Below are 25,457 nucleotides of genomic sequence, written 5' to 3'. Positions count from 1 at the left end.
ACGTTAGCATCAGGCAAAGAGACCACCTCTCTGCCTTCTATTCGCACGCTTGAAAAACGCCATGAAACATGAAAAAAGTTGTTAATCCGTCAATCGGGCAAACAGCGCGCGATTCGGGTCTTGGCTCGCCGCCCATTCCGGCTCATTTTCCCGTTTCTCGAAATAAACCTGCAGTCCGTTAAAGTAAGTAAACGCCACCAACTCGGACTCCGGCATGAAATATTCAAAGAATGCCTCCTCCTGCTCAGCAAGCTGATGCAATGTGGTCACCCCATGTGTGAGTGCCCAGTGTATGGCCTGCGGCATCACCTGAATACGCGCGATAATGAGCGACTGGATCTCGGCTAAATCCACAACCATCCCTCCGGTAGACGCTGCATTTTGGGGTGCCAGCTCTGACTCTTCAGCGAGCAGATTCTTCAAACTGACAATACTGGCAGCTCGTTCTTCATCAGAGTAACCATAAGTCGTTTTGGCAAAGCGGATGGCATAGCCGAGTCGTTGACGACCAACCACCTCCACCACCTGTTCCAGGTAAGGCTGCGGAATTACATAGGTTTTCGCCAGTTGTTCAATCGCATGGGCTAAGCTGGTATACACGATCCCGTCAAACTCGATCTGAAACCGACTCGTCAAGCCCGCAATCGGCAGGCCATCAATGGTTAAAGGCCAGCCGGCATAATTAACCCGTTCTTTCGCAATCTCAAACATTGTCCAGGCACTTTCTTTAAAGCCTTCCAATGCTTTGCCTTCAAACTCTGAAGCTGCCAGCTCTTCCTGGGTCCAGTTCGCACCAATTTGCAGGTGCTTCTCATATTTACGGTGCAGCTTTTCCTTAACTTTGTCGCGCAGCAGATCCAATCCGCTGACTTTGATCGTGCGGCAAAATCCGTAACACTCTTCACAGCACGGCAGCAGCACCGGCGCAGCCTGGTGTTCATAATTGGGAGACGGCATAAAAGCATACGACTCGAAATAGGGTTCGCCACAGAACCAGCAGGTGTGGCGAAACTCAAAAGGCACATCAATCGATTGATAAGCAGTCGTCATTATAAGGCTCTTTGCTTAGTCTGAATCATGTTTCATTATGGGGCGCTCTGCCTGAGTTCTCAAGTATCAGATACTTATCAACCGTGAATTGTACAAGCCGGAGGAACGAGTTAAAATACGCGCCCCCGGTAGAGAATGAGTGTGATCGAATGTCTGAACAGAAGCGAAAGGCGCTGAAGAAAATTGTAAAATGCCTAGAGCTGGGTAACTCTGCGAACGTCAACGAAGCCGCACAAGCTATCAAAATGGCCCACCGCCTGATGCTCAAATACGGTCTTGAAAAAGATGATATTGAGTTCATTCAAATGGGAAAAACCAAATCAGCAACCCTGCTGCCAACTGATATCAGTCCGCAGATCCTCAAAATTATTCGTGGCATCAACCGTCGCTTTGGCGTCGAGTGCGTGCTGACAAATTATAAAGGATTGAAGCAAGCTGAATTTATCGGCGTGGCCGAGCGTGCTATCTTCGCGGCTTTCGCATTTGATGTCGTTTACCGGGAAATGAACCAGCAAACCGGCCAGTTCAGAAATAGCTTTGCCGGCACCGGCACCAGCACAACAGAAGTCACCCGCAGAGTCGGCTCCTTCCTGGCCGGGTGGATCGAAGGCGCGTTAGAAAAACTGCCGGAACTCAACACCGATGATGATCATGACAAGCGCATGACCAACTATATCGATAAAGAGTTTGAGAACATTGACCGTGAAACCTTCAAAAAACAATTGCAGGAAGCGATGAAAGCCCTGACCGATGATTATGAGAAAGGGATGAAGAAAGGTCGCTCGATTTCGGTGAACCGTCCGGTCGGCGGCAGTCGGGCCCACGAGCCAAAACTGCTCGGCTAACAATCATATTGAACAGCTGCATTTGGCAGCTGTTTTTATATCTCCATTCAGTTGACCAGGATGCATCGTGATCTTGCTGATGCCGCGATTTGTGACCACTTTCATCACCTTGCCCCCTGAAGCCCTGTCGGTGTGCTCTCCTTCCAGTTCAGTGTCCATGCCAACCAACGGCGAAAAAAGAATCAAAAGAACAGCATTTGTCATCAGATTGCAAAGAAGTGAGAGATGAATCTCACTTTTATGGTATTATCGAACAAAATTCCCGAAAAACGATAGCCTCCACAAATGAAATTCCCTGGTCAGCGCAAGTCCAAGCATTACTTTCCTGTCAATGCCCGCGATCCATTAGTTGCTCAAATTCAACAAGAAAACCCGCTGTCTCGTACCCACTTGGTTGGCGTCGGACAAACCATTGTTGATATTGAAGCCCGCGTTGACGATGACTTTCTGGCACGTCATCACCTGAGTAAAGGTCACTCACTGGTCCTGGAAGAGGATAAAGCAGAGATACTTTATCAGGAGCTCAAAGAATGCAACCTGATCAGCCATGAATATCCAGGCGATACCATCGGTAATACCCTGCACAACTACTCCGTGCTGGCTGACGATAAATCGATTCTGCTCGGCGTGATGAGCCAGGATTTGAAAATTGGATCATACGCCTACCGCTACCTGTGTAACACCTCCAGCCGGATGGATCTTGACTACCTGCAGCCGGTCAACGGCCCGATTGGTCGCTGCTATACGCTGATCACGGCAGACGGCGAACGCACCTTTGCCATCAACGAAGGTCAGATGAACCAGCTCCGTCCGGAGTTCATCCCGGAGAACATTTTCGAGAATGCCTCAGCACTGGTCCTCTCATCCTATCTGGTGCGCGGCAAGCCAACCGATCCAATGAAAGATTCCGCCCTCAAGGCAATTGAGCACGCGAAAAAGCATGATGTGCCGGTTGTCCTGACCCTGGGTACCAAGTACGTGATCGAAGGCAAGCAGGATTGGTGGATAGAATTTCTGAAAGAACATGTCACCTGCGTGGCGATGAATGAGGAAGAGGCCGAAGCTCTGACTGGCGAGAAAGATCCGCTATTAGCGGCTGACAAAGCACTGGACTGGGTCGATATGGTGCTCTGCACCGCGGGACCGGTCGGGCTGTATATGGCCGGCTATACCGAAGACTCCCTCAAACGTGAGTCTTCCCTGCCCCTGCTGCCGGGCCAAATCGCCGATTTCAACCGCTATGAGTTCAGCCGCCCGATGAAAAAATCGGTCTGTGAACAGCCAATCCGGATTTACTCACATATCGCGCCTTACCTGGGCGGACCGGTTCAAATCAAAAATACCAATGGTGCCGGTGATGCCGCCCTGTCTGCCCTGCTGCATGACATGTCCGCCAACCGTTACCACAAGGCCAATGTTCCGAACTCTGCCAAGCATAACGGCAGCTTCCTGACCTATTCATCTTTCTCGCAGATTTGTCAGTACTCGAACCGGGTCAGCTACGAAGTGCTGACCCAGCACGCACCGCGTCTGTCTCGCGGACTGCCGGAACGAGAAGACTGCCTGGAAGAAGCTTACTGGGAGCGTTAATCATCCGCTCGGATTCCCGGCTGATTGAACCAGCTAACACGCAAAAGCGGCGCTCAAACAAGCGCCGCTTTTTCATGGGTTCACACTTGCAAGCCAGGCATGGCTCCCCCGGTCAAGTACTTCATGCTCCGAGTCATTCCCTCAGTATTTGGTCAATCCGGGCTCCACTTCATCAATCCAGGCCAGGATCCCGCCTTTCAAGTTCACCACATTGGTCACACCTTGGTCGATACATTGCTGACAAACCTTGGCTGAGCGTCCGCCCATTTTACAGTGGAACACCACCGTTTGATCGGGATGAAATTCAGCCAGATGCTCGGTCACCGCACTCATCGGGATATGTCGGCTGCCGCGAATGAGGCAAATCTCCCGCTCATAGGCTTCCCGGACATCCACCAGCACCACGTCACCCGTTACCATCCGTTGACGTAACTCAACAGCGGTGATCTCATCAACAGCAACCTCGGCCGGTGTCGCCGGGATCCCGCAAAACTGTTGGTAATCAATCAAACCGGTGATGGTCGGAACGTCGCCGCATAAGCAGCAATGCGGATTGCGCTCAATACGCAGCTCTTCAAAACTTAAATTCAGCGCATCGTAGATCAGCAGCCGGCCACTTAACGTCGTGCCGGCCCCGGTGATCATTTTGATCGCCTCGGTCGCCTGGATACTGGCAATCATCGCCGGCAAAACCCCCAACACGCCCCCTTCAGCACAGGATGGTACCAAGCCCGGTGGCGGTGGTTCAGGGTACAAACAGCGATAACATGGCCCATCCTGATAATGAAATACCGTCGCCTGACCATCGAAACGAAAAATACTGCCATAAATATTGGGTTTGTGGCTGAGTACGCAGGCATCATTGACCAGATACCGAGTCGGAAAATTATCCGTCCCGTCAATCACCAGATCATAATCCCCGATCATCTCCAGCGCATTCGCCGCAGTCAGCTGCTCGGGATAACAACGCAGATCCAGATCAGGATTCAGTGCCATCAGCCTTTCGCGGGCAGCGCTGACCTTCGGCTGCCCCAAATCGTTCATGGTAAACAGGATCTGCCGCTGCAGGTTGGTTTCATCAACCGTATCGTGATCCACCAGGCCAAGCGTCCCGACACCAGCCGCAACCAAGTACAAACACAAAGGCGAGCCCAGGCCGCCGGCCCCGATGATCAACACTTTGGCATCCTTGAGTTTTTGCTGCCCGGCCATACCGATCTCCGGCAACATAATATGACGGCTATAGCGGCTGATTTCTTTTGGGGTCAGCCGTCCTGGCGCTATCGGGGAATCCGTCACGGATACATCGACTCCACCGGCAATCGCAGGGACAATCCGCAGCTCACATCCTTCATGGAGGGACGTTGATAAACCGTCTTGCTGTTTAATGTCCACTCGGTCCAGAAACAGATTCACAAAATTTCGTAGTTGGCCCTGCTCATCAAAGAGCTGAAGTTCCAGCTCCGGGTGTTGCTCACAGAGCTGAGTAATCGCCTCAAATACGGTTGCCGCCTCAACTTCTACCTGGCTCTTTTGCTGGGTAAATCGTCGTAGCGGTGAAGGAACCTTAATCAATGCTTTCATATCGATGCCTTGGTGTCTGAGCCATCAACACAAACCTGCTCCGGATCGAAGCGTTGTCGGTCTTCCGTCAATCGCCATGAACGGTAGCCGGCAGCTTTGTGCTGATGAACAGAAATGATGATATAGCTTAGCCCCGGCCAGGCGTGGAGCCGATCGAACTCAGAGGGGGAATCCGGATGATCCGGGTGTGAATGAACAATACTGATAATCGCCAGCCCTTCCCGATCCGCCTGATCTTCTGCGTCTTGGTAAGCTATCGGGTCGATCAAAAACCGCCGTTCCCGGTTATCTGACTTTTCATTCAGACAAGGCAGATAATAGTGGCTGTGTGAGATAGACTCGTTTTGTCTGTCTAACTCGCCGAGAATAAACCCGCAGCATTCTTCAGGATAAGCCTGCTCAGCCTGAGCGATTATCTGTGCAATGATTGTCTGGCTAACATGAATAGTCATGGTCCCATAACCCTGCACTGAAGTAGCGTTCACCGAGATCGCACAGTAAGGTGGTGATCACCCCCTCGGACAAGCCAGCCATCAGCTTGGTGCAACCCGCCAGATAAGCTCCGGATGACTGACCAACAAAAATGCCGTGCCGGGCAAGTCGTAAACACCCTGCCTTGGCTTCATCAGCCGATACATCAATCCATTGATCAACCAGACTTGGATCAAAAATCGCCGGCACAATATCCTCCGGCTCTCCAAGCGGTTTTAATCCTTCCACCCCTGGCCAGCGCTCAGGCCGGATCGCGATGATTTTTACATTCGGATCCTGCTCCTTCAGCCGCCGGGCAATCCCGGTTAACGAACCGCCGGTGCCGACGCCACCGACAAAGTGGGTGATCGGCTGCGGTACCTGCTTCATCAGCTCAGACGCTGTCCCGTGATAATGCGCGTTTACATTGTGTGAATTAGCGTACTGATCGCAGAAGAAATACTGCTCGGGTGATGCCTCAAACATCGCATGCACATGACGTAAAGCCTGGTCATAACCTTCCAGCGGATCCGTTTCTATGAGCGTTGCCCCATGAGCAATTAAACGTTGTTTCCGCTCCCGGCTGGCATTGCCCGGGATCACAATCGTCACCGGATATCCCATGGCAGCGCCGATCATGGCATAGGAAATACCGGCATTGCCGCTACTGGAATCCAGAATCGTTTTGCCCGGATGAAGCTGTCCGCTCTCAATCGCCTGACACAACATTTCTTTCACCGATCGGTCTTTCAGGGAACCACCGGGATTGGTCCATTCGGCTTTTGCGAATAGTTTCAGGCCGGGCTGATCGGGAAACAGAAAGCTCAAGTCGATAAGTGGCGTGTGTCCAATCAACGCCAGCAAGTCCATGAACCCTCCCTTGAGCACTCGAAAAAGAAATGAGACGGGTATTTATTTACCATAGTCGATCACAGCGCAGACCCCAAGTTACCGGCACTGCGCGGCGCTTGCTCCCACAACTGCCGGACTCAGATCCGGAGGCGAACTCTAAAAACAGGCGATAATAACCGGCCTCACGAGGAGGCCAGTTCATAGAAACCGCAAGACACAAAAGCGACACCTGTTCAGGTGCCGCTTTTCATACAGAAAGTTCATACAAATTGTCACACAGGCAGACTTACAAGCTGCATTGTCGAACTGTTTTTGCAATCGTGGTCGTGCCAGAATTAATAACAGAAGAAATTGATCTTCTTGCTCACATCCTGGGTGAAACCGCAGACCCGATCACTTTCGACCAATGTCTGATCTGCCCCTGCGCCAATTTTTCCCGCCACTTCGTTAATGGCCACCAAGCTGCGGTTTACTTCTTCAGTCACCGCTGCCTGCTCTTCGGCAGCACTGGCAATCTGATGCGCCATATCCTGGATCTTACCGCTTTGCGTCCGCACTTCTTCCAGAGAACACACCGCTTGCTGGGCATGTGACAAACAGACATCACTCAGACTGCGGTTGTGACGCATTTTTTCAACCGCATCTTTGCTGCTGTGGCGCAGTGAATCTATCATCTGCTGAATTTCATCCGTGGACTGAGCCGTTTTGGTTGCCAGATTACGCACCTCATCCGCGACCACGGCAAATCCTCTGCCCTGTTCACCTGCGCGCGCTGCCTCAATCGCCGCATTAAGCGCCAGCAAGTTCGTTTGCTCCGAAATATTGCGGATCACGTCGAGGATACTGCCGATGTTATTCGTTTCCTGCGCCAAAATTTCAATCACTTTGGCCGCCTCCTCAACGTTACCGGCCAATTCACGCAGACCTTCCGCACTCGCAGCAACCACCTGATGCCCTTGTTGAACAGACTGCTGCGTGAGACTCACCGCTGACGCTGTTTCCTGGGCATTGTCCGAGACACTATGTGCCGTCGAAGCCATTTCGGTGGTCGCAGCAACCACCTGATCAATTTCATCACTCTGCATCGCGATCTGGGTCTGACTTTCTTTGGCAATATCAGACGTGGCCGCAACGCTGCTCGTCAGAGATTGCACCGAGCCGGCAACATCCCCGACAATGCCCCGGACATCATTGATGAATGTATTCAGATGGTTTGCCAACTGCCCGGTTTCATCACGGCGGGCGATCTCAATTTGCTGAGTCAAATCCCCCCCAGAGCGGGTTAATGCTTCGACCCGTTTCACCAATACCGTTATTGGAGCGGAAATCGATGCCGCTACCAGCCAAATCATGCCCATTCCCAGTAAACCCGTGATCATACCAACCGTCATTTGTCCTGTCTGACTGGCATTGAAATGCGCACTGAGTGTTTCAACAATCGTGTAAGCGCCGGCCAACGCTATTTTTTCAGGGACCACCACCACGACATGCCAGGGCTTATTGGTGCCGACTGTGGTAAAGCTCTCGTGGGCGATGATGGATTCACCCGACAACACTACCTCGCCATGCTGTCGCTCGCGGATCAATTGACTGACCTCTGTGCTCCCCAGCCGCTGGCCGATATTACCGTCATCACCGCTATCGGCTGCAATGATGCCCGATGCACTGATGATCAATACCCGCGACTGGCCTTTCAATAAATTGTTACTGGTATTCACAGCCAGGGTTTGAAGAAAGTCGAGCGAGTAATCGACCCCAAACATGCCGGCAAACTCACCATTGCGGAGCACTGGCGCAGTAAAAGAGCTCATTAAGGTCGATTTTCCCTGAACCACATAACTGGCTGGATCAATCACACAGGCAGATAATGTTTCTTTCGGACATAAATACCATTCCGAACCACGAATACCATTTTCATTTTTCTCTGTATCATAAAAAGGGTAAGACGCTTCCAGAATTATATTCCCGGACGGGGAGCGGTTAAAATATGGCGCAAACTCGCCATTTTTTTGAACATACTTTGTATTTACATATTGTTCATCTAAATTATCAAATTTGTTATATTCCCAACCAGAGTAGATCCCTATTATATTAGGAATATTATCAATAGTATTCCCCATCATCTGAATCACGCTATCTCGAGAAATATTTGGATCCTGATGGGTAAAAGATGCTGCCAGCGTTTTCGACACTTCCATGGCTTCATTGAACACCAGGTTGATGTTCCTGGCCTCCACTTGAGCAGACAGTTTAAGCTCTTGTTTTAGTGAATCTTTTGCATAATTCAAAACCAGATTATCGAGCGATTCAAGGAGTTGGTTCCCGCTATAATATCCATATCCCAGCATCGCACCTGACACCGTCAGTATGCTTGCGCCACAAAAAATGAGTAGCTGCTGCTTAATACTCGAAAAATTCATTTATGTTCCTTGTTAATTATCACCAAAAACTAAATAATAAAAATTAACATTTGCCCATATTTATTATTTAAAGGCTATCAGGTGAAGAGAATCGTTTAATATGAAAAGAGCATGAATTAATTCAAATAAAAATTAGCATAGTTAATAACCATATTCAAAATGTGCATATTACGGTAAAACAACCACTATTTTTCATTTATGAAATGCGTTTAGATCATTATTTTTAATTTAGCGTCCTAGCCGCACGATCAGATTCATCTGGCAGATAAAACCCACCCTGGAGATACCTTGAGGGAATTTTAAATTTTACCTGGGGATGTTTTGGAGCGAGTAAAAAAAACAGAGCCTTTGCGGCTCTGTTTTCATAACGTGATAGAAGTCAAATCAACATTCGCTGATCGCATTTCGAATTCGCTTATCAGACACCGGATACGGCGTACCCAGCTGCTGAGCAAAGTAGCTGACCCGCAGCTCTTCGATCATCCAGCGGATCTCTTTCACTTTTTCCGGCACCGGCTGGCCTTTCGGGATCTTATTCAGCAGCTCTTTGTAATCCGACATCACAGACTCAACCTTCATGATGTGCATGCGATCTTTATTCGGATCAATCGGCAGCTTTTCCATCCGGCGCTCAATGGCTTTCATGTAGCGCAGAATGTCCGGCAGGCGCTTCCAGCCACACTCGGTGGCAAAGCCTTTAAAGATCAAGCCTTCGATTTGCGCCTTAATATCTGACAACGCGAAAGCCATGGTCAGATCCACCCGACCTTTCAGGCGCTTATTAATGTTAAAGGCTGTGGTCAAAATCGCTTCGACTTGCTTGGCAATGTCCACTACCGTATCACCCAGTTCAGCCCGGACATGCTCTTTCAGCGTTTCAAAGGCTTCCGGCTCCCACACCAGGCCACCCCTTTCTTCGATCAGCTTGTCGACGCCACAGGCGATACAGTCATCAATCAGATCCATCACCCGACCGTACGGGTTGAAGTACAGCCCAAGCTTGGATTTATTCGGCAGGTTGGCATGCAGATACTTGATCGGCGACGGCACGTTCAGCAGCACCAGACGGCGCTGACCCTGCTGCATCGCCGTGCGCTGCTCTTCTTCAGTTTCGAACAGCTTGATCCCGACCGAGTCCTTGTTATCGACAATCGCCGGATAAGCTTTCACTTCAAAGCCACCCCGCTTCTGCTGATAACGCTCCGGCAATTTCCCGAAACTCCAGGTTTTCAAGCCGTCCTGCTCGATGTCATCATCCGCCACCTTCGACAGCGTTTCCTGTACCTTCTCTTTCAGGCCGTCTTTGAGGCTGTAAAGATCCTTACTTTCTTTCAGCTTGCGGTTGCGATGATCGACCACGCGGTAGGTGATCTTCAAGTGATCCGGCACCTGATCGAGATTCCAGTCTTCACGCAGTACGGTAACACCCGTCATCCGCTTCAGCTCTTTCTCCAGCGCATCGAGTAATGGCATTGCCATGGCTTCGCTGCGCGCCAGGAAGGCATCAGCATAGTTTGGTGCCGGGACGAAATTACGACGCACCGGTTTCGGCAGCGATTTGATCAGCGCGACCACCAGCTCCTGACGCAGGCCCGGGATCTGCCAGTCGAAACCGTCCGGCTCGACCTGATTCAAGATCGGCAGCGGCACATGCACCGTGACACCGTCACTATCTTCTCCCGGCTCAAACTGGTAGCTCAGTTTCAGCTTGAGGTTCCCCTGATGCCAGAAGTTCGGATAATCCAGATCGGTGACATGACTGGCATCGCCTCTGAACAGCATATCGCGTTCAAAGTTAAGCAGCTCTGCATCTTCCTTCGATGCCTGCTTCCACCAGGTGTCAAAGTGACGCCCGGACACCACAGTGTGGTCAATGCGCTGATCATAAAACTCAAACAAGGCATCATCATCGATAAGAATGTCGCGGCGACGGGACTTATGCTCCAGCTCTTCCACTTCCCGCAGCAGTTTTCGGTTCTGATGATAGAACTTATGCTTGGTTTCCCAGTCCCCTTCCACCAGCGCCGAGCGAATAAACAGCTCACGGGAAACCACGGGATCAATCTTGCCGTAATTGACTTTCCGTTTAGCGACAACCGGGATCCCATACAGAGTCACTTTTTCAAACGCGGCCACGGAAGCCTGCTTCTTCTCCCAGTGCGGCTCACTATAGCTGCGCTTGAGCAGGTGCTCCGCCAGCGGCTCGATCCACTCCGGCTGGATCTTGGCTGCAATCCGGCCCCACAACTTGGAGGTTTCAACCAGCTCAGCCACCATGATCCATTTCGGCTGCTTCTTGAAAATGCCGGAGCCCGGGAAAATGTTGAAGCGGGCGTTCCGCGCCCCCTGGTATTCATTCTTTTCCTGATCTTTCAGGCCGACATGGGACAACATCCCCGCCAGCAGCGCGGTATGTACCCCTTCGTAGCTGGCTTCCTGCTGATTCATCCGCAGATCCAGCTCACGGACCACCTGATGAACCTGGAAATAGATATCCTGCCACTCCCGTACCCGTAAGTAATTCAGGTAATCTTTCTTACACTGACGGCGGAACTGGTTCCCCGATAGCGCTTTTTGCTGCTCCTGTACGTACGCCCACAGGTTCACAAAGGTCATGAAATCCGACTCTTTGTCATAGAACCGACGGTGTTTTTCGTCAGAGGCCTGTTGTTTCTCCATCGGTCGCTCACGCGGATCCTGAATCGACAGCGCCGAGGCAATCACCATCACTTCACGCAACGCACCGTGTTTCGGCGCTTCCAGCACCATCCGGGCCAGACGCGGGTCAATCGGTAACCGGGCCAGCTGACGACCGATCTTGGTCAGTCGCTTGCGCGGATCTTTGGCTTTGGTATTCATCGCGCCCAGCTCTTCCAGCAGGCGGATACCATCCTGAATATTGCGGTTATCCGGCGCTTCAACAAACGGGAAGGCCTGAATATCCCCCAGGCCAATCGCCGTCATCTGCAAAATAACGGAAGCCAGATTGGTACGCAGAATTTCCGGATCGGTAAACTCCGGGCGGGACAGGAAATCTTCTTCCGAATACAGGCGAATACAGATCCCTTCCGCAACCCGGCCACAACGGCCCTTTCGCTGGTTGGCACTGGCCTGAGAAACCGGCTCAATCGGCAGGCGTTGCACCTTGGTCCGGTAACTATAGCGGCTGATCCGCGCCGTCCCCGGATCGATCACATAGCGGATCCCCGGCACCGTCAGTGAGGTTTCCGCAACGTTGGTCGACAGCACGATCCGGCGCCCGGCGTGGGGCTGGAACACGCGATTTTGCTCGCCGGCCGACAAGCGGGCATAGAGCGGCAGGATCTCGGTATCACGTAAGTTCCGTTTCTCCAGCGCATCGGCCGTATCACGGATTTCACGCTCACCGTTCATAAAGATCAGGATATCGCCCAGACCTTCGTCACACAGTTCATCGACCGCATCAAAAATTGCCTGCAGCTGATCGCGATCACTGTCTTCACCATCTTCACTGACCGGGCGGTAACGGACTTCAACCGGGTAGGTTCGACCGGAGACTTCGATAATCGGCGCATTATTGAAGTGCTTGGAGAATCGCTCAGGATCAATCGTCGCCGAGGTAATAATCACTTTCAGATCCGGGCGCTTCGGCAACAGCTCACGCAGATAGCCCAGAATGAAGTCGATATTAAGGCTGCGTTCGTGGGCCTCATCGATAATGATAGTGTCGTACTGGTTCAGGAATCGATCGTTCTGAATTTCCGCCAGCAAAATCCCGTCGGTCATCAGCTTGATCTGACTGCGATCAGACACCTGATCGTTAAACCGGACCTTATACCCCACCGCTGAGCCCATTTCACACGCCAGCTCTTCTGCAATCCGGCTGGCTACTGAGCGCGCCGCAAGACGCCGCGGCTGGGTATGACCGATCATCCCCTTCGTCCCCAGCCCCAGCTCTAAGCAGATTTTCGGCAGCTGGGTCGTTTTCCCCGATCCGGTTTCACCGGCAACAATCACCACCTGGTTATTTTGAATCGCTTCGGCGATATCATCTTTCTTCTGGCTGACCGGAAGCTGCGGCGGATAGGTCACTTTCGGTCGCTGCGTTGCCCGCAGTTCTGCCGTTTGCATGGACTTGGCAATATCCATGGCAATTTCATCAAACACGGCATGTCTGGCTTGTTCATTGTTAATTCTGGCCGCACCTTGCACACGCTTGTGCAAACGAAAGCGATCGCGAATCATGCAATCCTGAATCGCGGCTTTGAGCGTTTTTTCATTATTGAAAACGTCTGGCTGAGAAGTATTCGACTGAGTCAAAGGAATTCCTGATTTTTCAGCTGGGTATTGAATGAAACTGACGCAATTCTACCACAACTCTGCGTGAGGTGCGGTATCCGAACCTGACCGCCCGCAACAGCTCGTCTTTCCCGCACCGGTCACGACTGCTGTCGGCCTGAGAGCAGAACTGAATATGGGTCTGGAACCCAAAGCCATCACGGCTGTCTTACACAGTATAAGTGCCAGTCACGCCTGTCGCTCAGGCAACAAGTGAGAGAGAATCCAAGATGTTCAGACAGCTACGCACCCTGCTCCGCCAGGTCATGCATGAGGGAGAAGATAGCGGTGCCGTCGATACACCCAGCCTCCAGCTGGCGATGGCGGCACTCCTGTGCGAAGTTTCCGCAGCCGACCATCAGGTCGATCCCAAAGAGCAGTCCGCGAAAGTTCATTTACTGACAAGACTGTTAGACATGGGTGAAGAGGAAGCAACGTTTCTGATTGAAAAAGCGAGTACCAATAGGCTGCAATCGGTGTCGCTCTATGAATTTACCAATAAATTGCGCAGCCTGATGCCTGAGCAGCGCTACCAGCTGATTGAAGCCATGTGGCAGGTGGCATATGCCGATGGGTTCATCGATCCACTGGAAGAAGCGGTGATCCGCCAGGTCGCTGAGCTGATTTATGTCAGCCACAGCGACTTTATCCGTGCCAAGCTCTCCGCTCAGCCTTCCTAGCGGTGTTATTTGATATCAATCGTCCGGCTGGCTTTGCGGTAACGGATTTTCCAACCCTGCCAGCGCGGCAGCTCCCAGCGTTTGGGATCCGCCTTACGATTCCCGCCAGCATATATTGCCAGCACCCGCTTGCCGGCCACCTGATATTCAATATTGAGAGTTAAATCGGTCAGCACCACCTGGTAGGGAAACTCAGTATCAAAGTCCGCCCGCTCCCACTCCGGAATACCCTCGAACGGAAAATCTTCTGCACTGAATAATGCCAGATCCTCTGCCGACTCCACACCCAGCGCTTCCAGCTGGGCCTGAAGCCACGTACGAACCTCGACAGGTTCAGGTGTCCGCGTGCAGACCTCGGCCTGGTAGCGCCCCAAGGCCAGATACAGGTTCCACTGATGGATATCGGCGCGGATCTGCGCGGCCAGTCCGTCGACCAACAGCCCGTCCAGCACCATATCGACCAGCGCTTCCAGCGCCGACGCTCCCTGCGGCGCCTGCCAACGGGTCTCGATTACCCGGCCCGCATACACCCGGTGGTGGGCGACCTGGCAACCCGCTTCGGTCACTTCCGCTTCACCCAGCTGCGCTTCGCCAAAATCCAGTTCATTGAGCAGCGAAAAAGGCACCGGCGCCATGCAGGTCGCCAGCACCAGGTTCTGTTTCACACCTTTACCGGGCAGCGCAAACTGATCGAACACCACTGCCGCTTCAGCCTGCTCCGGAAACCGGCTGTCCCGGCCGATACTGACTTCACCAAACCCGTTGCCCAGCGCCTGACGACGCTTTTGTCGGCGCACATAGACCAGCTCCGGCACTGCGCGCATCACGGCGCTCAACCAGGCTTCACGCCGCACAGCACTCGCCACGTCTAAATCCGGCAGCGCCAGCGCGTCTCGCATCTGCTGTGATAACTGGCGCGCTTCGGCCAGCACATCGCGATCGATCGTCAACCATTCCGGTACGCTGCCGCGCAGCAGCTTAATCAACGCCATCGCATCACAATGATGCGGCTCCCACTGCGCCAGTTTTTCCCGGCTTTCCTCGCCGCCCGGCATCTGCCAGATCCGCTGATAGACACTCAGACCGGCCGCCAGATCCACCATCGCCTCCCGAGAAGCTTTATCCGGCATCGCGGTGATCAGATGGGCAAATAGGGTATCGATGGGCAGTGGATACAACAGCTGGCCATGCGCCGTGATCTGCCCGCTCGAATCAATCGCCTGCATCTGCAGCAACTTGTCCTGTGCTTGCGCCAGGGATTTTTCCGGTACCGGATCGGCAAAACTCAAGTCCTCCAGACGCGAGCCGCAACTTGCCGCGGCCAACATCGGCTCGACCAACTCTTCGCGCTGCAACTCCGGTGGCGTGAGCCGTTCCATCGGCGCGGCTTTACCATAAAGACGAATACAGTGCCCGGCACTGATCCGCCCGGCCCGGCCTTTGCGCTGCTCGGCGCTGGCAGCAGAAATAGCATGCAGGCCTAGCACGGTGCGGCCGTTGCGCTGGTGCGTCCGCCGCTCCAGCCCACTGTCGATAATCAGAGTCACGCCGGGGATGGTCAGCGAGGTCTCGGCAACATTGGTCGCCAGAATGATCCGCTGCTTGTCACTCTCTGTCAGGGCCCGGTGACGCTCGGCATCACTGACCGAGGCATGCAAGGCAATCACGTCGATTTGCTGCGCTGCAATCGCCGCCGCAAACACCTGCTTGAGTTGTGCCGCACATTGCGCGATCTCTTTGCGGCCTGGCAAAAAGACCAGAATATCCTGATGCTGTTGGTGCAGCGGTAAAATCGCTTCTGCCACTTTCTTCTCGACGCCCCGAACATCCGGCATATTACGGCTGTCTGAAGCCAGGTGGCTAACCTCAACCGTATAATTACGTCCGGTCGCCTGCAGCCGCTCGGCACCAAGGTATTGCGCCAGCCTCCGGCTGTCCATGGTTGCCGAGGTCGCCACCAGCCGGTGGGTCTGCTTCTGTTTCAGTAAAGCCAGCAGCAGGTCGGTATCCCAGCGGCGCTCATGAAATTCATCTATGATCACGGTGTCAAATGCCGCCAGCTGATCTTCACTGAGCCAGCGCAGCGCCACCCCTGGGGTCACAAACACGATGTTGCTTTGCGCGTTGAATCGGTTATCAAATCGGATGGCGTAGCCAACGCCCTGCCCCAAGCGATCGCCGCGTAACTGAGCGACATATTCTGCCAGCGCGGTACAAGCCACCCGGCGCGGTTCAACCACCAGCACTCGGCCATGCTCTGCCGCCCAGACAGGCAAGCGGGTCGACTTCCCGGAGCCGGTTTCAGCCTCAACCACCAGGTGATGGGATTTCAGTTGGGTCAGAAAAGTATCTTTCAGGGAATCAATCGGTAACGACGGTGACATGAACAATGCTTATGCTGTGATCTCAGAAGCGCTATTGTGACAAGAATCAGTCGCCTTGTCATATCCCAGACTGTAGCGACCGGGCAACGCGCCATGAGGTTTGAAAAACCAAACCGCACGGATTGATAAACACTTTTCTCATTTCGTGCGGTTGAAAACTTACTTACCGATAGCAATGAAGTGCAATAACGCAGCTTCCTGACTTACACCACAGATTGACAGGAGCTTTTTAATTGTCGAAACCATGCGGAACGACCTGCTCAAGTTCCGCATTTATTCTATAGTCTTCCGATTCAGGCGTATCCATCTTAAACAGCACTTAAACACATCGTTTCTGACTCCGCCCACGATTTCCCGTGGGCGCAGACTGAATTGACAAGCTAAGCGAGGGTAGCCCGCGTATAATCCCTCCTGCACGCATCACTTAACATGGATGCGCTGTCTTGTATTCATCGGCAGCTATCGTCGGTTATACACGGCACCGGAAAAATGTATAAATATTAGAAAGTAAATAAGGCTTTCAAACCACAAATGCCAATTATTTGCGCTCAGAAATATACTCTGGTTTACGCCAGAATCCGAAAATTGAAACACGCCCAGAATATTTAATGGATGCTCATAGTTAGACACCATGAATAACCCTGAGCACATCAGTAAAAGTAACGTCATGTACATAGAATTATGTATGGTAAGCACAAGCCATTTATGTTTTCTGCTTTGATATTGAACCTGATACTCCGGGTGCAGAAAAAAACGAGTCCAGATGAGTCGCATCAGCAAAACCACAAAGAGGAACAAGCCCATGATCATATGTAACTCAATCGCGTCTTGCTTATGCGCTATTGCCCCCTTAATTCTGTAATCGATAAGGTGGGTCCTTGTCCCCATATCGAGCAGGAGAAACAGAATGGTCAATGATGAAACCCAATGTAAAACTCTATCAATAATATATGTCTGTTTCGGTAACATAACGCAAAACTCCTTTTCCCTTGAATACAGAACACAACGTATTTTATCGCTACAGTTTCATTAAAATTCCTTTCACAATGGAAGCGAAATGAGAATAAAAAACAACTGGCTTGAAGAGACGCACTCAATTAAAGAAACAGGCTACCTACAAGAGTATAATTTCGGTATGGTATCCAGCCAGCGGCATCTTTGTCGCCCCAATACCACACTTTCTGCCATGACCAGTCACATTGATGCGTTATGCCGATTTAATCAGCCTCTCTCGTGCATCTTCAAAAAGATTTGTAACCCATCTGACTTCCGGCGTCATTGACGGGTACAGCTGATCCAACTGAGCCTTGAGATACAAACTGCCGTTTCCTGAGAAGGATTGTTTATGATCACCAGTACTGTGAAAACAGGACTATACTCCCTTTTCGTTCAAACCATCATATCAAACCCAATTTTCTCTCAAATACTCCCAACGTCCACACACAACGCATAAAATGCCAACAATACAAAACACGATGCATACTCAATTCCTGTGATAGTAAAGCCATCGGTTTGAGTAGCAAGCACTTAAACTCTAATTTGATATCTATGCACGGTTTTACTATCGAACATAACGGGCATGTTCGTGTTCTCGATCTGCGTCAGCACTCATCCACAAAGACAGTACGTTTACTTTCAGGGTATCCACTAACATCCCCACAACACAGGACTCATCCAGACTTGCCACCGATCCTCATAGCGTCGGAGCTTTTTCCGGCGCTCTACAGTTCCCCTAGCCAAACCACCACCTGCTGCTTATGCAACCGGAAACTTAATTTCCCTATAGAAATCATTGACATTTGGTCACGAGCGCCTAGCCTAGAGCCTTCAGCATGCAACCAGATCTAGAGGTTCGTCATCATGACTCGCAAAGAAATTTTTAACCCGGCGCTGTGGGAAGAAGTCCCGGGCTTCGAATTCGAAGATATCACTTACCATCGTGCCAAAGACCAGGGTACGGTGCGCATTGCCATTAATCGCCCGGATTGCCTCAACGCCTTTCGTCCCAAAACAGTCGATGAGTTGTTTACGGCTCTGGATCATGCCCGCCAATGGTCTGATGTCGGTTGTGTCCTGCTGACCGGGAACGGCCCGTCGCACAAAGGCCAGTGGTCGTTCTCCTCTGGGGGTGATCAGCGGATTCGTGGCAAAGACGGCTACAAATATGAAGGCGCAGAAGCCGGTAAAGCTGATCAGGCCCGGATGGGACGCCTGCATATTCTCGAAGTCCAGCGGATGATCCGCTTTATGCCGAAAGTTGTGATTGCCGTAGTTCCGGGCTGGGCCGTGGGCGGCGGACACAGTTTGCACGTGGTGTGCGATTTAACCCTGGCTTCAAAAGAGCATGCGGTGTTTAAGCAAACCGACCCGGATGTTGCCTCTTTTGATTCTGGTTATGGTTCTGCCTACCTGGCCAAGATGATCGGCCAGAAACGCGCGCGGGAGATCTTCTTCTGCGGCTTTGATTACAGCGCCCAGGAAGCCTATGAGATGGGCATGGTGAATAAAGTGATCGACCATTTCTCACTGGAAGATGAAGCATTGCGCTGGGGCAAAGCGATCAACAGCAAATCCCCCACAGCGATGCGGATGTTGAAATACGGCTTTAACCTGCCGGACGACGGCCTGGTCGGCCAGCAGCTGTTTGCCGGTGAAGCCACGCGCCTTGCCTATGGTACCGATGAAGCGCAAGAAGGACGTGATGCGTTTCTGGAAAAACGCGGTCAGGATTTCAGCCGATTCCCCTGGCATTATTAGCCCCACGCAGCCCAAGCATCACCTGCCTGATTTCTGCCTCATTAGCTTTGAACAGAGCAGGACAGCCCGGCTTTCACCAGCCGGGTTTTTGGGCCGATTTTACACGGCACCGCCCCAAGCAAAAGTCCCAGCCAAAGTGCTGACAGCCCTGAAAGCCAACACAAAAACAAAACACCCAACAAACAAAATAGAAACAAACTTAACCAAACAGAGACATAATCACAGCCATTCCCTGCCACGATTTTTCATTCTAATTCCGCAAGCCAGATCACAACAAAAGCAAAAACAAAAATAAACATTAAATACACAAAATCAACACAAAGTTGAAATATTGCATTACAGATTGAAACATTGCGGCCTGATTCATGTTAATTGCTGTAAAAAGATAGCGAAAAACTTGATCATTTTCGCGAAAAAGTGGCCTTGAGCCTTTGAAATAAACGATTTATCGGCATAGGATTAGCACTAAATGAAAATGATGTATGCAATTTTCATTGACTCCGACCTAACCTACTACCAAAGTCAATTGCATGAAAAAAGATAAAAGACCCCTATATATCCCCTACGCAGGCCCTGCGTTACTCGAAACTCCCCTGTTGAACAAAGGAAGTGCATTCAGCGTTGAAGAGCGCATGTTCTTCAACCTCGAAGGTCTCCTGCCAGAAGCAATTGAAACCATCGAAGAACAAGCTGAGCGTGCTTATCAGCAGTATCAAAAGTTCGATAACGACATCGACCGCCACATCTACTTGCGCAATATCCAAGACACCAACGAAACCCTCTTCTACCGCCTGGTGGAAAACCATATTACCGAGATGATGCCGATCATCTACACCCCGACCGTTGGCGCGGCCTGTGAAGACTTCTCCAGCATCTACCGCCGTGGTCGTGGCCTGTTCATCTCCTATCCGAACCGCGATCGCATCGAAGATATGCTGAACAACGCATCACGCCACAATGTCAAAGTGATTGTTGTGACCGACGGTGAGCGGATCCTGGGTCTGGGCGACCAGGGGATCGGGGGCATGGGGATCCCAATCGGGAAACTGTCGCTGTACACCGCCTGTGGCGGGATCAGTCCGGCATACACCCTACCGGTGGTCCTGGATGTGGGGACCAACAACCCGCAACGTCTGTCTGATCCGATGTACATGGGCTGGCGTCACACCCGGATCACAGGTCAGGAGTACGATGATTTTGTGGATGAGTTTATCCAGGCTGCGAAACGTCGCTGGCCGGATGCGCTGATCCAGTTTGAAGACTTTGCACAAAAGAACGCCATGCCACTGCTGGAGCGTTACAAAGACAAAGTATGCTGCTTCAACGATGACATTCAAGGCACGGCGGCCGTTACCGTTGGCTCCCTGTTGGCAGCGTGCAAGGCAGCTGGCAGCAAGCTCTCTGAGCAGCGTGTGACCTTCCTCGGTGCCGGCTCTGCCGGTTGCGGGATTGCCGAAGCCATCATTGCACAAATGGTTTCGGAAGGGATCACCGATCAACAAGCACGTAGCCAGGTCTTTATGGTCGACCGCTGGGGTCTGCTGGTCGACGATATGCCGAATCTGATCAACTTCCAGAAAAAGCTGGTCCAGCCGCGCAGCGAAATTAACCAGTGGGATACCCAAGATAACAACATCTCACTGCTGGATGTGATGCGCAACGCTAAGCCGACCATTCTGATTGGTGTATCCGGGGTACCGGGCCTGTTCAGCGAAGAAGTGATCCGCGAGATGCACCAGCATTGTGAGCGTCCGATCATCTTCCCACTGTCCAACCCGACCAGCCGGGTAGAAGCAACCCCAGCCGATCTGATCCGCTGGACCGACGGCAAGGCCTTGGTCGCCACAGGCTCACCATTTGAGCCTGTGGTCTATGAAGGGAAAACCTACCCGATTGCCCAGTGTAACAACAGCTACATCTTCCCGGGGATTGGTCTGGGCGTTCTGGCTGTCGGTGCTCGTCGCGTCACCGACGAGATGTTGATGGAAAGTAGCCGTGCGCTGGCCGAGTGCTCGCCAATGGCGAAAAACGGCTCTGGCAATCTACTGCCGCCACTGGAAGATATCCAGGACGTCTCGCGTCAGATTGCTTTTGCCGTCGCGAAAAAAGCTGTGGAGCAGCAAAAAGCGCCGAAAAATACCGATGAGCGAATTAGAGAGAAGATCGATGCCAACTTCTGGCAGTCTGAGTACCGCCGTTACAAGCGAACCTCTTTCTAATCTGCCAGCCTGACTAAAAAGCTCGCAAATGCGGGCTTTTTTCTGCTTTACCGTTGCCAAACCTATTCGCGGCCACATATATTCAATCCATCTGGATAGATATAAGCTGTCGGCACACCTTTCCCGCGCTATTTGACAGGTATTTTACACTGCGTTATCAACAGATTAGTCATCTGTTTGATACTATATGTTTTTTTAAGGCTCCACGGAATCATATGAAAGCGCTCAACGTCATCCGCCTTACTGCTGTCATGGGTCTGCTCGTGATTGGGATAAGCTTACTAGCTGATCGCTGGGTGGCGGCATCTACAGCAGAGCGGATCTTTACCGAACCATCGCAGGTACCAACGCGTTCGATCGGACTGGTTCTGGGTACCAGCAAGTACATTGCCAAGACCCTCAACCCCTATTACGAATACCGGATGGAAGCAGCCCAGCAGCTCTATCAATTGGGCAAAGTGAACATTCTACTGGTGAGCGGAGATAACGCCCACCGCTCTTATAACGAGCCCTGGACCATGAAGCGGGATCTGCTCCAGGCGGGGATCCCAGAGCATGATATCGTGCTCGACTATGCTGGCTTTCGAACACTGGACTCGGTTGTGCGGGCCAAACGGGTATTCGAGGTCAATCACTTCGTAATTATTACGCAGAAGTTTCACTGTGAGCGGGCCCTCTTTATTGCCCAAAGTAACAATATCGATGCGATTTGCTTGGCCGTGCCGGAACCGGGCGGCCTGGCCGGATTTAAAATCCGGGTACGCGAAGTCCTGGCCCGGCTCAAAGCAATTGCGGATGTTTACCTGCTCAACATCCAACCGCGCTTTCCGGGACCGAAAGAGCCAATAGAGACCACGCCGCCAGAGCTTGAAGGTCCATTGATCAGCGATGCCGATACCCCCTAAAAAAACAAAGCCATGCATATTTGCATGGCTTTGTTTTTCCAGTCTGAAAAGTTACCATGGGTTAACCCACCTTTTCTTTTTCTACCTTCTCAACATAGGACTGCAGAAACTTTTCACGAACTCCTTTCAAATGCGCCTGTGCCTCCGCACGCACACGCTTACGCAACCCTTGCGTTTTTGCGCTCATAACAACCTAGCCTTTTTTCTTACTGATAAGTTCCTTTAGCAATTATGATACCCAAGGCATAGAAACGCTGAAATACCTTTATCGATCAACCCACCACAAGTGTGACATACATCACACATCAATTTGATGCATGGTGAAGCATTAATCAGCTGATGCGAGCGAGATAGATTCTGCATATTTAGCCAGGGGCTCGCCGCTTATTCCACTCTCCAATACCAGCTTCGTATGATATTTCATTGCCTCCCAGCGCATGCCGCCGCCAAATGTAAACGAAATGTTTTATTTCATTCATGGTAAATTCAGCTGTAAAGTGTATCCTGCTCAATACTATTTAGCATGATCTTCTACCCAGATGAAAAATGGGTATTTCCCCACACATTAATCAGCTAGTACCTCACAAAATACATAATTACCCACGCGAATGCCTGAGATTCACGCAGCAAGCAATTAACAATTAGAAAATAACATGTAACATTCGGCCGTGTGACCCTGAGGTGCATGACGTGCATGAACCCTAATAAAATAGCTAAAGGAAAGCATATGACAGCCTTAACCCTGACACTGAAAAAGTGGCTGTTTGACAGGAATAGTATCATTCTACTGGCAGACATCGCCCTTTTTACCCTTCTAATGAACACCCTGCCCTACGAAAAGGACGTCGTAGTCGGTCTTAGTATTCTGGCCTTTGTGGCTGTGTTATGGCTGACTGAAGCCGTTCATGTCAGCATTACCGCTATCCTGGTGCCGCTTCTGGCGGTTGGGTTCGGTATCTTTCAAACCCCGCAAGCGCTCAGCAATTTTGCCAACCCGATTATCTTCCTGTTCCTGGGCGGGTTCGCGCTGGCTGCTGCGATGCATAAACAAGAGCTGGATAAAGCCATTGCCGACAAAGTACTGCTGGTGGCCAAAGGCCGTATGTCCGTTGCCGTCTTCATGCTGTTCGGGGTGACTGCCGGCCTGTCCATGTGGATCAGTAATACCGCGACCACGGCGCTGATGCTACCGTTGGTACTGGGTGTCCTGAACAAGGTGAATGCCAAGAGTGAGCGCAGCACCTATGTCTTTGTGCTGTTGGGGATTGCCTACTGTGCCAGTATCGGTGGTATCGCAACGGTTGTCGGTAGCCCGCCAAACGCCATTGCGGCTGCAGAAGTTGGTCTGAGCTTTACCGAGTGGATGGCATTCGGCCTGCCGACCTCGATTGTACTGCTGCCACTGACCGTAGCCATGCTGTACTTCCTGTTGAAACCAAACCTCAAACATACCTTCGAGCTGGACCACAAGCCGGTTGAGTGGGACAACGGGAAACTGATCACCCTGGTTATTTTTGCCCTGACCGTGTGTCTGTGGATTTTCAGCAAGCCTATCAATGCCATGCTGGGCGGATTCAGTAAGTTTGACACCCTGGTTGCGCTGACGGCCATTGTCCTGCTGGGTGCCTCTCGCGTTGTTCAGTGGAAAGATATTGAGAAATCAACGGACTGGGGTGTCTTGCTACTGTTCGGAGGTGGCATTTGCCTGAGTAATATCTTGAAAGCAACCGGTACCAGCGTCTTCCTGGCAGAAGGTCTGAGTGGTTTCCTGGATCAAGCCGGCCTGTTCTTTACAATTCTGGTCATTGCAGCCTTCGTGGTGTTCCTGACCGAGTTTGCCAGTAACACCGCCAGTGCAGCTCTGCTGGTGCCGGTGTTTGCCACAGTTGCCGAAGCACTGGGCGTTTCGCCGGTCATTCTGTCGACCCTGATTGCTGTGTCTGCTTCCTGCGCTTTCATGCTGCCGGTTGCAACGCCACCGAACGCCATTGTGTTTGGCTCAGGCCACATCAAGCAGTCTGAAATGATGAAAGCCGGGATTTACCTCAATCTACTTTGTATCGGCGCGCTGTCTGCCATTGCCTACATCTTCTGGTAAGTCGGGCAACAATCACAGCACTTATTTTTCCTGAATAACGACAAGCAACATCCCTGTTTAGGTGGCCGAAACGGCCACCTTTTTTTATCCCAGTCCGATCCTCCATGCTCAGAAATTCATGGCGACTGGTCTTGGATGCAGAGTCGCTTAAGCCAGCGTTTGCTCATCTGCCGGGAAATGGACCCCGATGATTTCACGGGCTTTGGTGATGATCGCACTGACAATCTGCGTCCGCGCCAAATCCGGATGAGACACTTGTTGCGCGTCGATCAGGCGGGCAAATTCCAACGCTTCGTAGTACATCACGTTCTCTTCCTGCGCTACAGTCATCTCCAGTGCCGGCTCTCCCGAACGATGCAGGGTCACGGCCCGACACTCAGAAATACTGTCAACCAGCAAGGTGCCCTGTTCGCCCTGAAATTCACTCGGGATCAGGCCATTACTGACTTTCGAGTGGCTCACCACCACATCGAAGTCCGTGTAATGCAGCACTAGGGTACCGTGGGCATCCACCCCGGAGTCCAGCAGGGCCCCTTGCGCGGTAAAACTGTTCGGCTCGCCGAACAATCCAATCGCCGCACTGAGCGGATAAATCCCGATATCCATCAGAGACCCATTGGAAAATGCCGGATTAAACGTATTCGGATTGTCGCCATTGAGGTATTTGCCATAGCGGGAAGAGAGCTGACAGTAGGAAAGATAGACTTTTCTCAGCTTGCCCAGTTTTGGCAGGGCCGCACGAATCTGGTCAAAATTCGGCGTGTAGGTGGTTTTCATCGCCTCAAACAACACCACACCCTGCGCTTGGGCTGTGGTGATCAGCGTTTCGATTTCCGCGATATTAGAGGCCAATGGCTTTTCACCAATCACATGCTTGCCATGCTGAATAAACTGCATCGCCTGCGGCGCATGGAGTGAGTTCGGACTGGCGATATACACCGCATCCAGTTCACTGCTTGATGCCATCGCCTCCAAATCATCAAAACAAAGGCTCACCCCATATTTGTCGGCAAATGTCTGCGCTTTTTCCAGTTGACGAGAGTAAACCGCCGTCAGCTGATACTGTCCTGTTTTCAAAGCAGCTTCAATAAAGCTGTCAGTGATCCAGTTTGTCCCAATTACACCAAAACGGATCATGATTATTCCCACTTCTGCTTCATTCTATGGAAGCATTATCATAACAGATCATCGCCCGGCACCAAGGTCACTGCGTGAAAACCACCGAGACGAAACGAATGAGCCGATTCACTGGCTATTTTCCCATCGAAATACTCCCCACAGTCCC

At 51.6% G+C, this 25,457-nt stretch carries 18 protein-coding genes; 8 read left to right on the top strand and 10 right to left on the bottom strand.

The annotated features are described in order from the left end of the window. Positions 1 to 81: 81 nt before the first annotated feature. A complete protein-coding gene (locus tag NNL38_RS07560) occupies positions 82 to 1,050 on the bottom strand; it encodes a hypothetical protein (RefSeq protein ID WP_255390400.1) in 969 nt (322 codons plus the stop codon). A gap of 149 nt (positions 1,051 to 1,199) precedes the next feature. Here NNL38_RS07560 and NNL38_RS07555 point away from each other — a divergent pair, with 149 nt between their 5' ends. Next, entirely contained in the window at positions 1,200 to 1,895 is a 696-nt protein-coding gene (locus NNL38_RS07555; protein ID WP_255390399.1) for a DUF2786 domain-containing protein, read from the top strand. Between the two features lie 285 nt (positions 1,896 to 2,180). Continuing rightward, the gene (locus NNL38_RS07550; RefSeq protein WP_255390398.1) at positions 2,181 to 3,485 is read left to right on the top strand and encodes an inosine/guanosine kinase; all 1,305 of its coding nucleotides are present in this window, start codon (positions 2,181 to 2,183) and stop codon (positions 3,483 to 3,485) included. Between the two features lie 141 nt (positions 3,486 to 3,626). On the opposite strand, the gene moeB is transcribed toward NNL38_RS07550, so the two are convergent. From moeB to hrpA, 5 genes are all read right to left on the bottom strand, one after another. After that, complete coding sequence (gene moeB / locus NNL38_RS07545; protein WP_255390397.1) at positions 3,627 to 5,069, bottom strand: molybdopterin-synthase adenylyltransferase MoeB; 1,443 nt, start codon at positions 5,067 to 5,069, stop codon at positions 3,627 to 3,629. Next, entirely contained in the window at positions 5,066 to 5,521 is a 456-nt protein-coding gene (locus NNL38_RS07540; RefSeq protein WP_255390396.1) for a M67 family metallopeptidase, read from the bottom strand. Before NNL38_RS07540 ends, moeB begins: the two co-directional genes overlap by 4 nt. Further along, positions 5,505 to 6,410, bottom strand: a complete 906-nt coding sequence (locus NNL38_RS07535) for a PLP-dependent cysteine synthase family protein (protein ID WP_255390395.1) — start codon at positions 6,408 to 6,410, stop codon at positions 5,505 to 5,507. Before NNL38_RS07535 ends, NNL38_RS07540 begins: the two co-directional genes overlap by 17 nt. Positions 6,411 to 6,727: 317 nt before the next feature. After that, positions 6,728 to 8,812, bottom strand: coding sequence for a methyl-accepting chemotaxis protein (locus NNL38_RS07530; RefSeq protein ID WP_255390393.1), 2,085 nt, complete (start codon positions 8,810 to 8,812; stop codon positions 6,728 to 6,730). A 384-nt stretch (positions 8,813 to 9,196) separates the two neighbouring features. After that, positions 9,197 to 13,111: an ATP-dependent RNA helicase HrpA gene (gene hrpA / locus NNL38_RS07525; protein WP_255390392.1), complete on the bottom strand. Its 3,915-nt coding sequence runs from the start codon at positions 13,109 to 13,111 to the stop codon at positions 9,197 to 9,199. A 248-nt stretch (positions 13,112 to 13,359) separates the two neighbouring features. Here hrpA and NNL38_RS07520 point away from each other — a divergent pair, with 248 nt between their 5' ends. Next, entirely contained in the window at positions 13,360 to 13,809 is a 450-nt protein-coding gene (locus NNL38_RS07520; protein WP_255390390.1) for a tellurite resistance TerB family protein, read from the top strand. A 5-nt stretch (positions 13,810 to 13,814) separates the two neighbouring features. Here the strand turns inward: NNL38_RS07520 and NNL38_RS07515 are convergent, their stop codons facing one another. Together NNL38_RS07515 and NNL38_RS24780 are read right to left on the bottom strand one after the other, a co-directional pair. Further along, entirely contained in the window at positions 13,815 to 16,193 is a 2,379-nt protein-coding gene (locus NNL38_RS07515) for a helicase-related protein (RefSeq protein WP_255390389.1), read from the bottom strand. A gap of 459 nt (positions 16,194 to 16,652) precedes the next feature. Next, positions 16,653 to 17,162 (bottom strand): cytochrome b, encoded by a 510-nt coding sequence (locus tag NNL38_RS24780; protein WP_369414604.1) that lies wholly within the window; start codon positions 17,160 to 17,162, stop codon positions 16,653 to 16,655. Between the two features lie 891 nt (positions 17,163 to 18,053). Here NNL38_RS24780 and NNL38_RS07510 point away from each other — a divergent pair. From NNL38_RS07510 to NNL38_RS07495, 4 genes are all read left to right on the top strand, one after another. Further along, positions 18,054 to 18,950 (top strand): 1,4-dihydroxy-2-naphthoyl-CoA synthase, encoded by an 897-nt coding sequence (locus NNL38_RS07510; RefSeq protein ID WP_255390388.1) that lies wholly within the window; start codon positions 18,054 to 18,056, stop codon positions 18,948 to 18,950. Continuing rightward, the gene (locus NNL38_RS07505) at positions 18,895 to 19,245 is read left to right on the top strand and encodes a hypothetical protein (RefSeq protein ID WP_255390675.1); all 351 of its coding nucleotides are present in this window, start codon (positions 18,895 to 18,897) and stop codon (positions 19,243 to 19,245) included. The genes NNL38_RS07510 and NNL38_RS07505 overlap by 56 nt, the downstream gene beginning before the upstream one ends. Positions 19,246 to 19,480: 235 nt before the next feature. Next, the gene (locus tag NNL38_RS07500) at positions 19,481 to 21,169 is read left to right on the top strand and encodes an NAD-dependent malic enzyme (protein WP_255390387.1); all 1,689 of its coding nucleotides are present in this window, start codon (positions 19,481 to 19,483) and stop codon (positions 21,167 to 21,169) included. Positions 21,170 to 21,384: 215 nt separating this feature from the next. Then, positions 21,385 to 22,074 (top strand): SanA/YdcF family protein, encoded by a 690-nt coding sequence (locus NNL38_RS07495; RefSeq protein ID WP_255390386.1) that lies wholly within the window; start codon positions 21,385 to 21,387, stop codon positions 22,072 to 22,074. 61 nt (positions 22,075 to 22,135) lie between these two features. On the opposite strand, the gene NNL38_RS07490 is transcribed toward NNL38_RS07495, so the two are convergent. After that, positions 22,136 to 22,261, bottom strand: coding sequence for a hypothetical protein (locus tag NNL38_RS07490; protein ID WP_255390385.1), 126 nt, complete (start codon positions 22,259 to 22,261; stop codon positions 22,136 to 22,138). A 540-nt stretch (positions 22,262 to 22,801) separates the two neighbouring features. On the opposite strand from NNL38_RS07490, the gene NNL38_RS07485 reads away from it, so the two are divergent. Next, a complete protein-coding gene (locus NNL38_RS07485; RefSeq protein ID WP_255390384.1) occupies positions 22,802 to 24,172 on the top strand; it encodes an SLC13 family permease in 1,371 nt (456 codons plus the stop codon). A 147-nt stretch (positions 24,173 to 24,319) separates the two neighbouring features. Here the strand turns inward: NNL38_RS07485 and NNL38_RS07480 are convergent, their stop codons facing one another. Then, entirely contained in the window at positions 24,320 to 25,309 is a 990-nt protein-coding gene (locus tag NNL38_RS07480; protein WP_255390383.1) for a Gfo/Idh/MocA family protein, read from the bottom strand. Positions 25,310 to 25,457 lie beyond the last annotated feature (148 nt).

The sequence above is a fragment of the Photobacterium atrarenae genome, from assembly GCF_024380015.1.
Taxonomy (GTDB): domain Bacteria; phylum Pseudomonadota; class Gammaproteobacteria; order Enterobacterales; family Vibrionaceae; genus Photobacterium; species Photobacterium atrarenae.
Note: the sequence above shows the minus strand (reverse complement) of the source record. Positions and strands in the feature narration are given on the sequence as shown.

Bases quoted from the DNA above. Each gene is read 5' to 3' on its own strand.
- moeB (WP_255390397.1), bottom strand. From the start codon at position 5,069: ATGAAAGCATTGATTAAGGTTCCTTCACCGCTACGACGATTTACCCAG.
- NNL38_RS07535 (WP_255390395.1), bottom strand. From the start codon at position 6,410: ATGGACTTGCTGGCGTTGATTGGACACACGCCACTTATCGACTTGAGC.
- NNL38_RS07495 (WP_255390386.1), top strand. From the start codon at position 21,385: ATGAAAGCGCTCAACGTCATCCGCCTTACTGCTGTCATGGGTCTGCTC.
- NNL38_RS07505 (WP_255390675.1), top strand. From the start codon at position 18,895: ATGCGTTTCTGGAAAAACGCGGTCAGGATTTCAGCCGATTCCCCTGGC.
- NNL38_RS07555 (WP_255390399.1), top strand. From the start codon at position 1,200: ATGTCTGAACAGAAGCGAAAGGCGCTGAAGAAAATTGTAAAATGCCTA.
- NNL38_RS07515 (WP_255390389.1), bottom strand. From the start codon at position 16,193: ATGTCACCGTCGTTACCGATTGATTCCCTGAAAGATACTTTTCTGACC.
- NNL38_RS07510 (WP_255390388.1), top strand. From the start codon at position 18,054: ATGACTCGCAAAGAAATTTTTAACCCGGCGCTGTGGGAAGAAGTCCCG.
- NNL38_RS07530 (WP_255390393.1), bottom strand. From the start codon at position 8,812: ATGAATTTTTCGAGTATTAAGCAGCAGCTACTCATTTTTTGTGGCGCA.
- NNL38_RS07485 (WP_255390384.1), top strand. From the start codon at position 22,802: ATGACAGCCTTAACCCTGACACTGAAAAAGTGGCTGTTTGACAGGAAT.
- NNL38_RS07550 (WP_255390398.1), top strand. From the start codon at position 2,181: ATGAAATTCCCTGGTCAGCGCAAGTCCAAGCATTACTTTCCTGTCAAT.
- NNL38_RS07520 (WP_255390390.1), top strand. From the start codon at position 13,360: ATGTTCAGACAGCTACGCACCCTGCTCCGCCAGGTCATGCATGAGGGA.
- NNL38_RS07500 (WP_255390387.1), top strand. From the start codon at position 19,481: ATGAAAAAAGATAAAAGACCCCTATATATCCCCTACGCAGGCCCTGCG.
- NNL38_RS07540 (WP_255390396.1), bottom strand. From the start codon at position 5,521: ATGACTATTCATGTTAGCCAGACAATCATTGCACAGATAATCGCTCAG.
- NNL38_RS24780 (WP_369414604.1), bottom strand. From the start codon at position 17,162: ATGTTACCGAAACAGACATATATTATTGATAGAGTTTTACATTGGGTT.
- NNL38_RS07560 (WP_255390400.1), bottom strand. From the start codon at position 1,050: ATGACGACTGCTTATCAATCGATTGATGTGCCTTTTGAGTTTCGCCAC.
- NNL38_RS07490 (WP_255390385.1), bottom strand. From the start codon at position 22,261: ATGAGCGCAAAAACGCAAGGGTTGCGTAAGCGTGTGCGTGCGGAGGCA.
- NNL38_RS07480 (WP_255390383.1), bottom strand. From the start codon at position 25,309: ATGATCCGTTTTGGTGTAATTGGGACAAACTGGATCACTGACAGCTTT.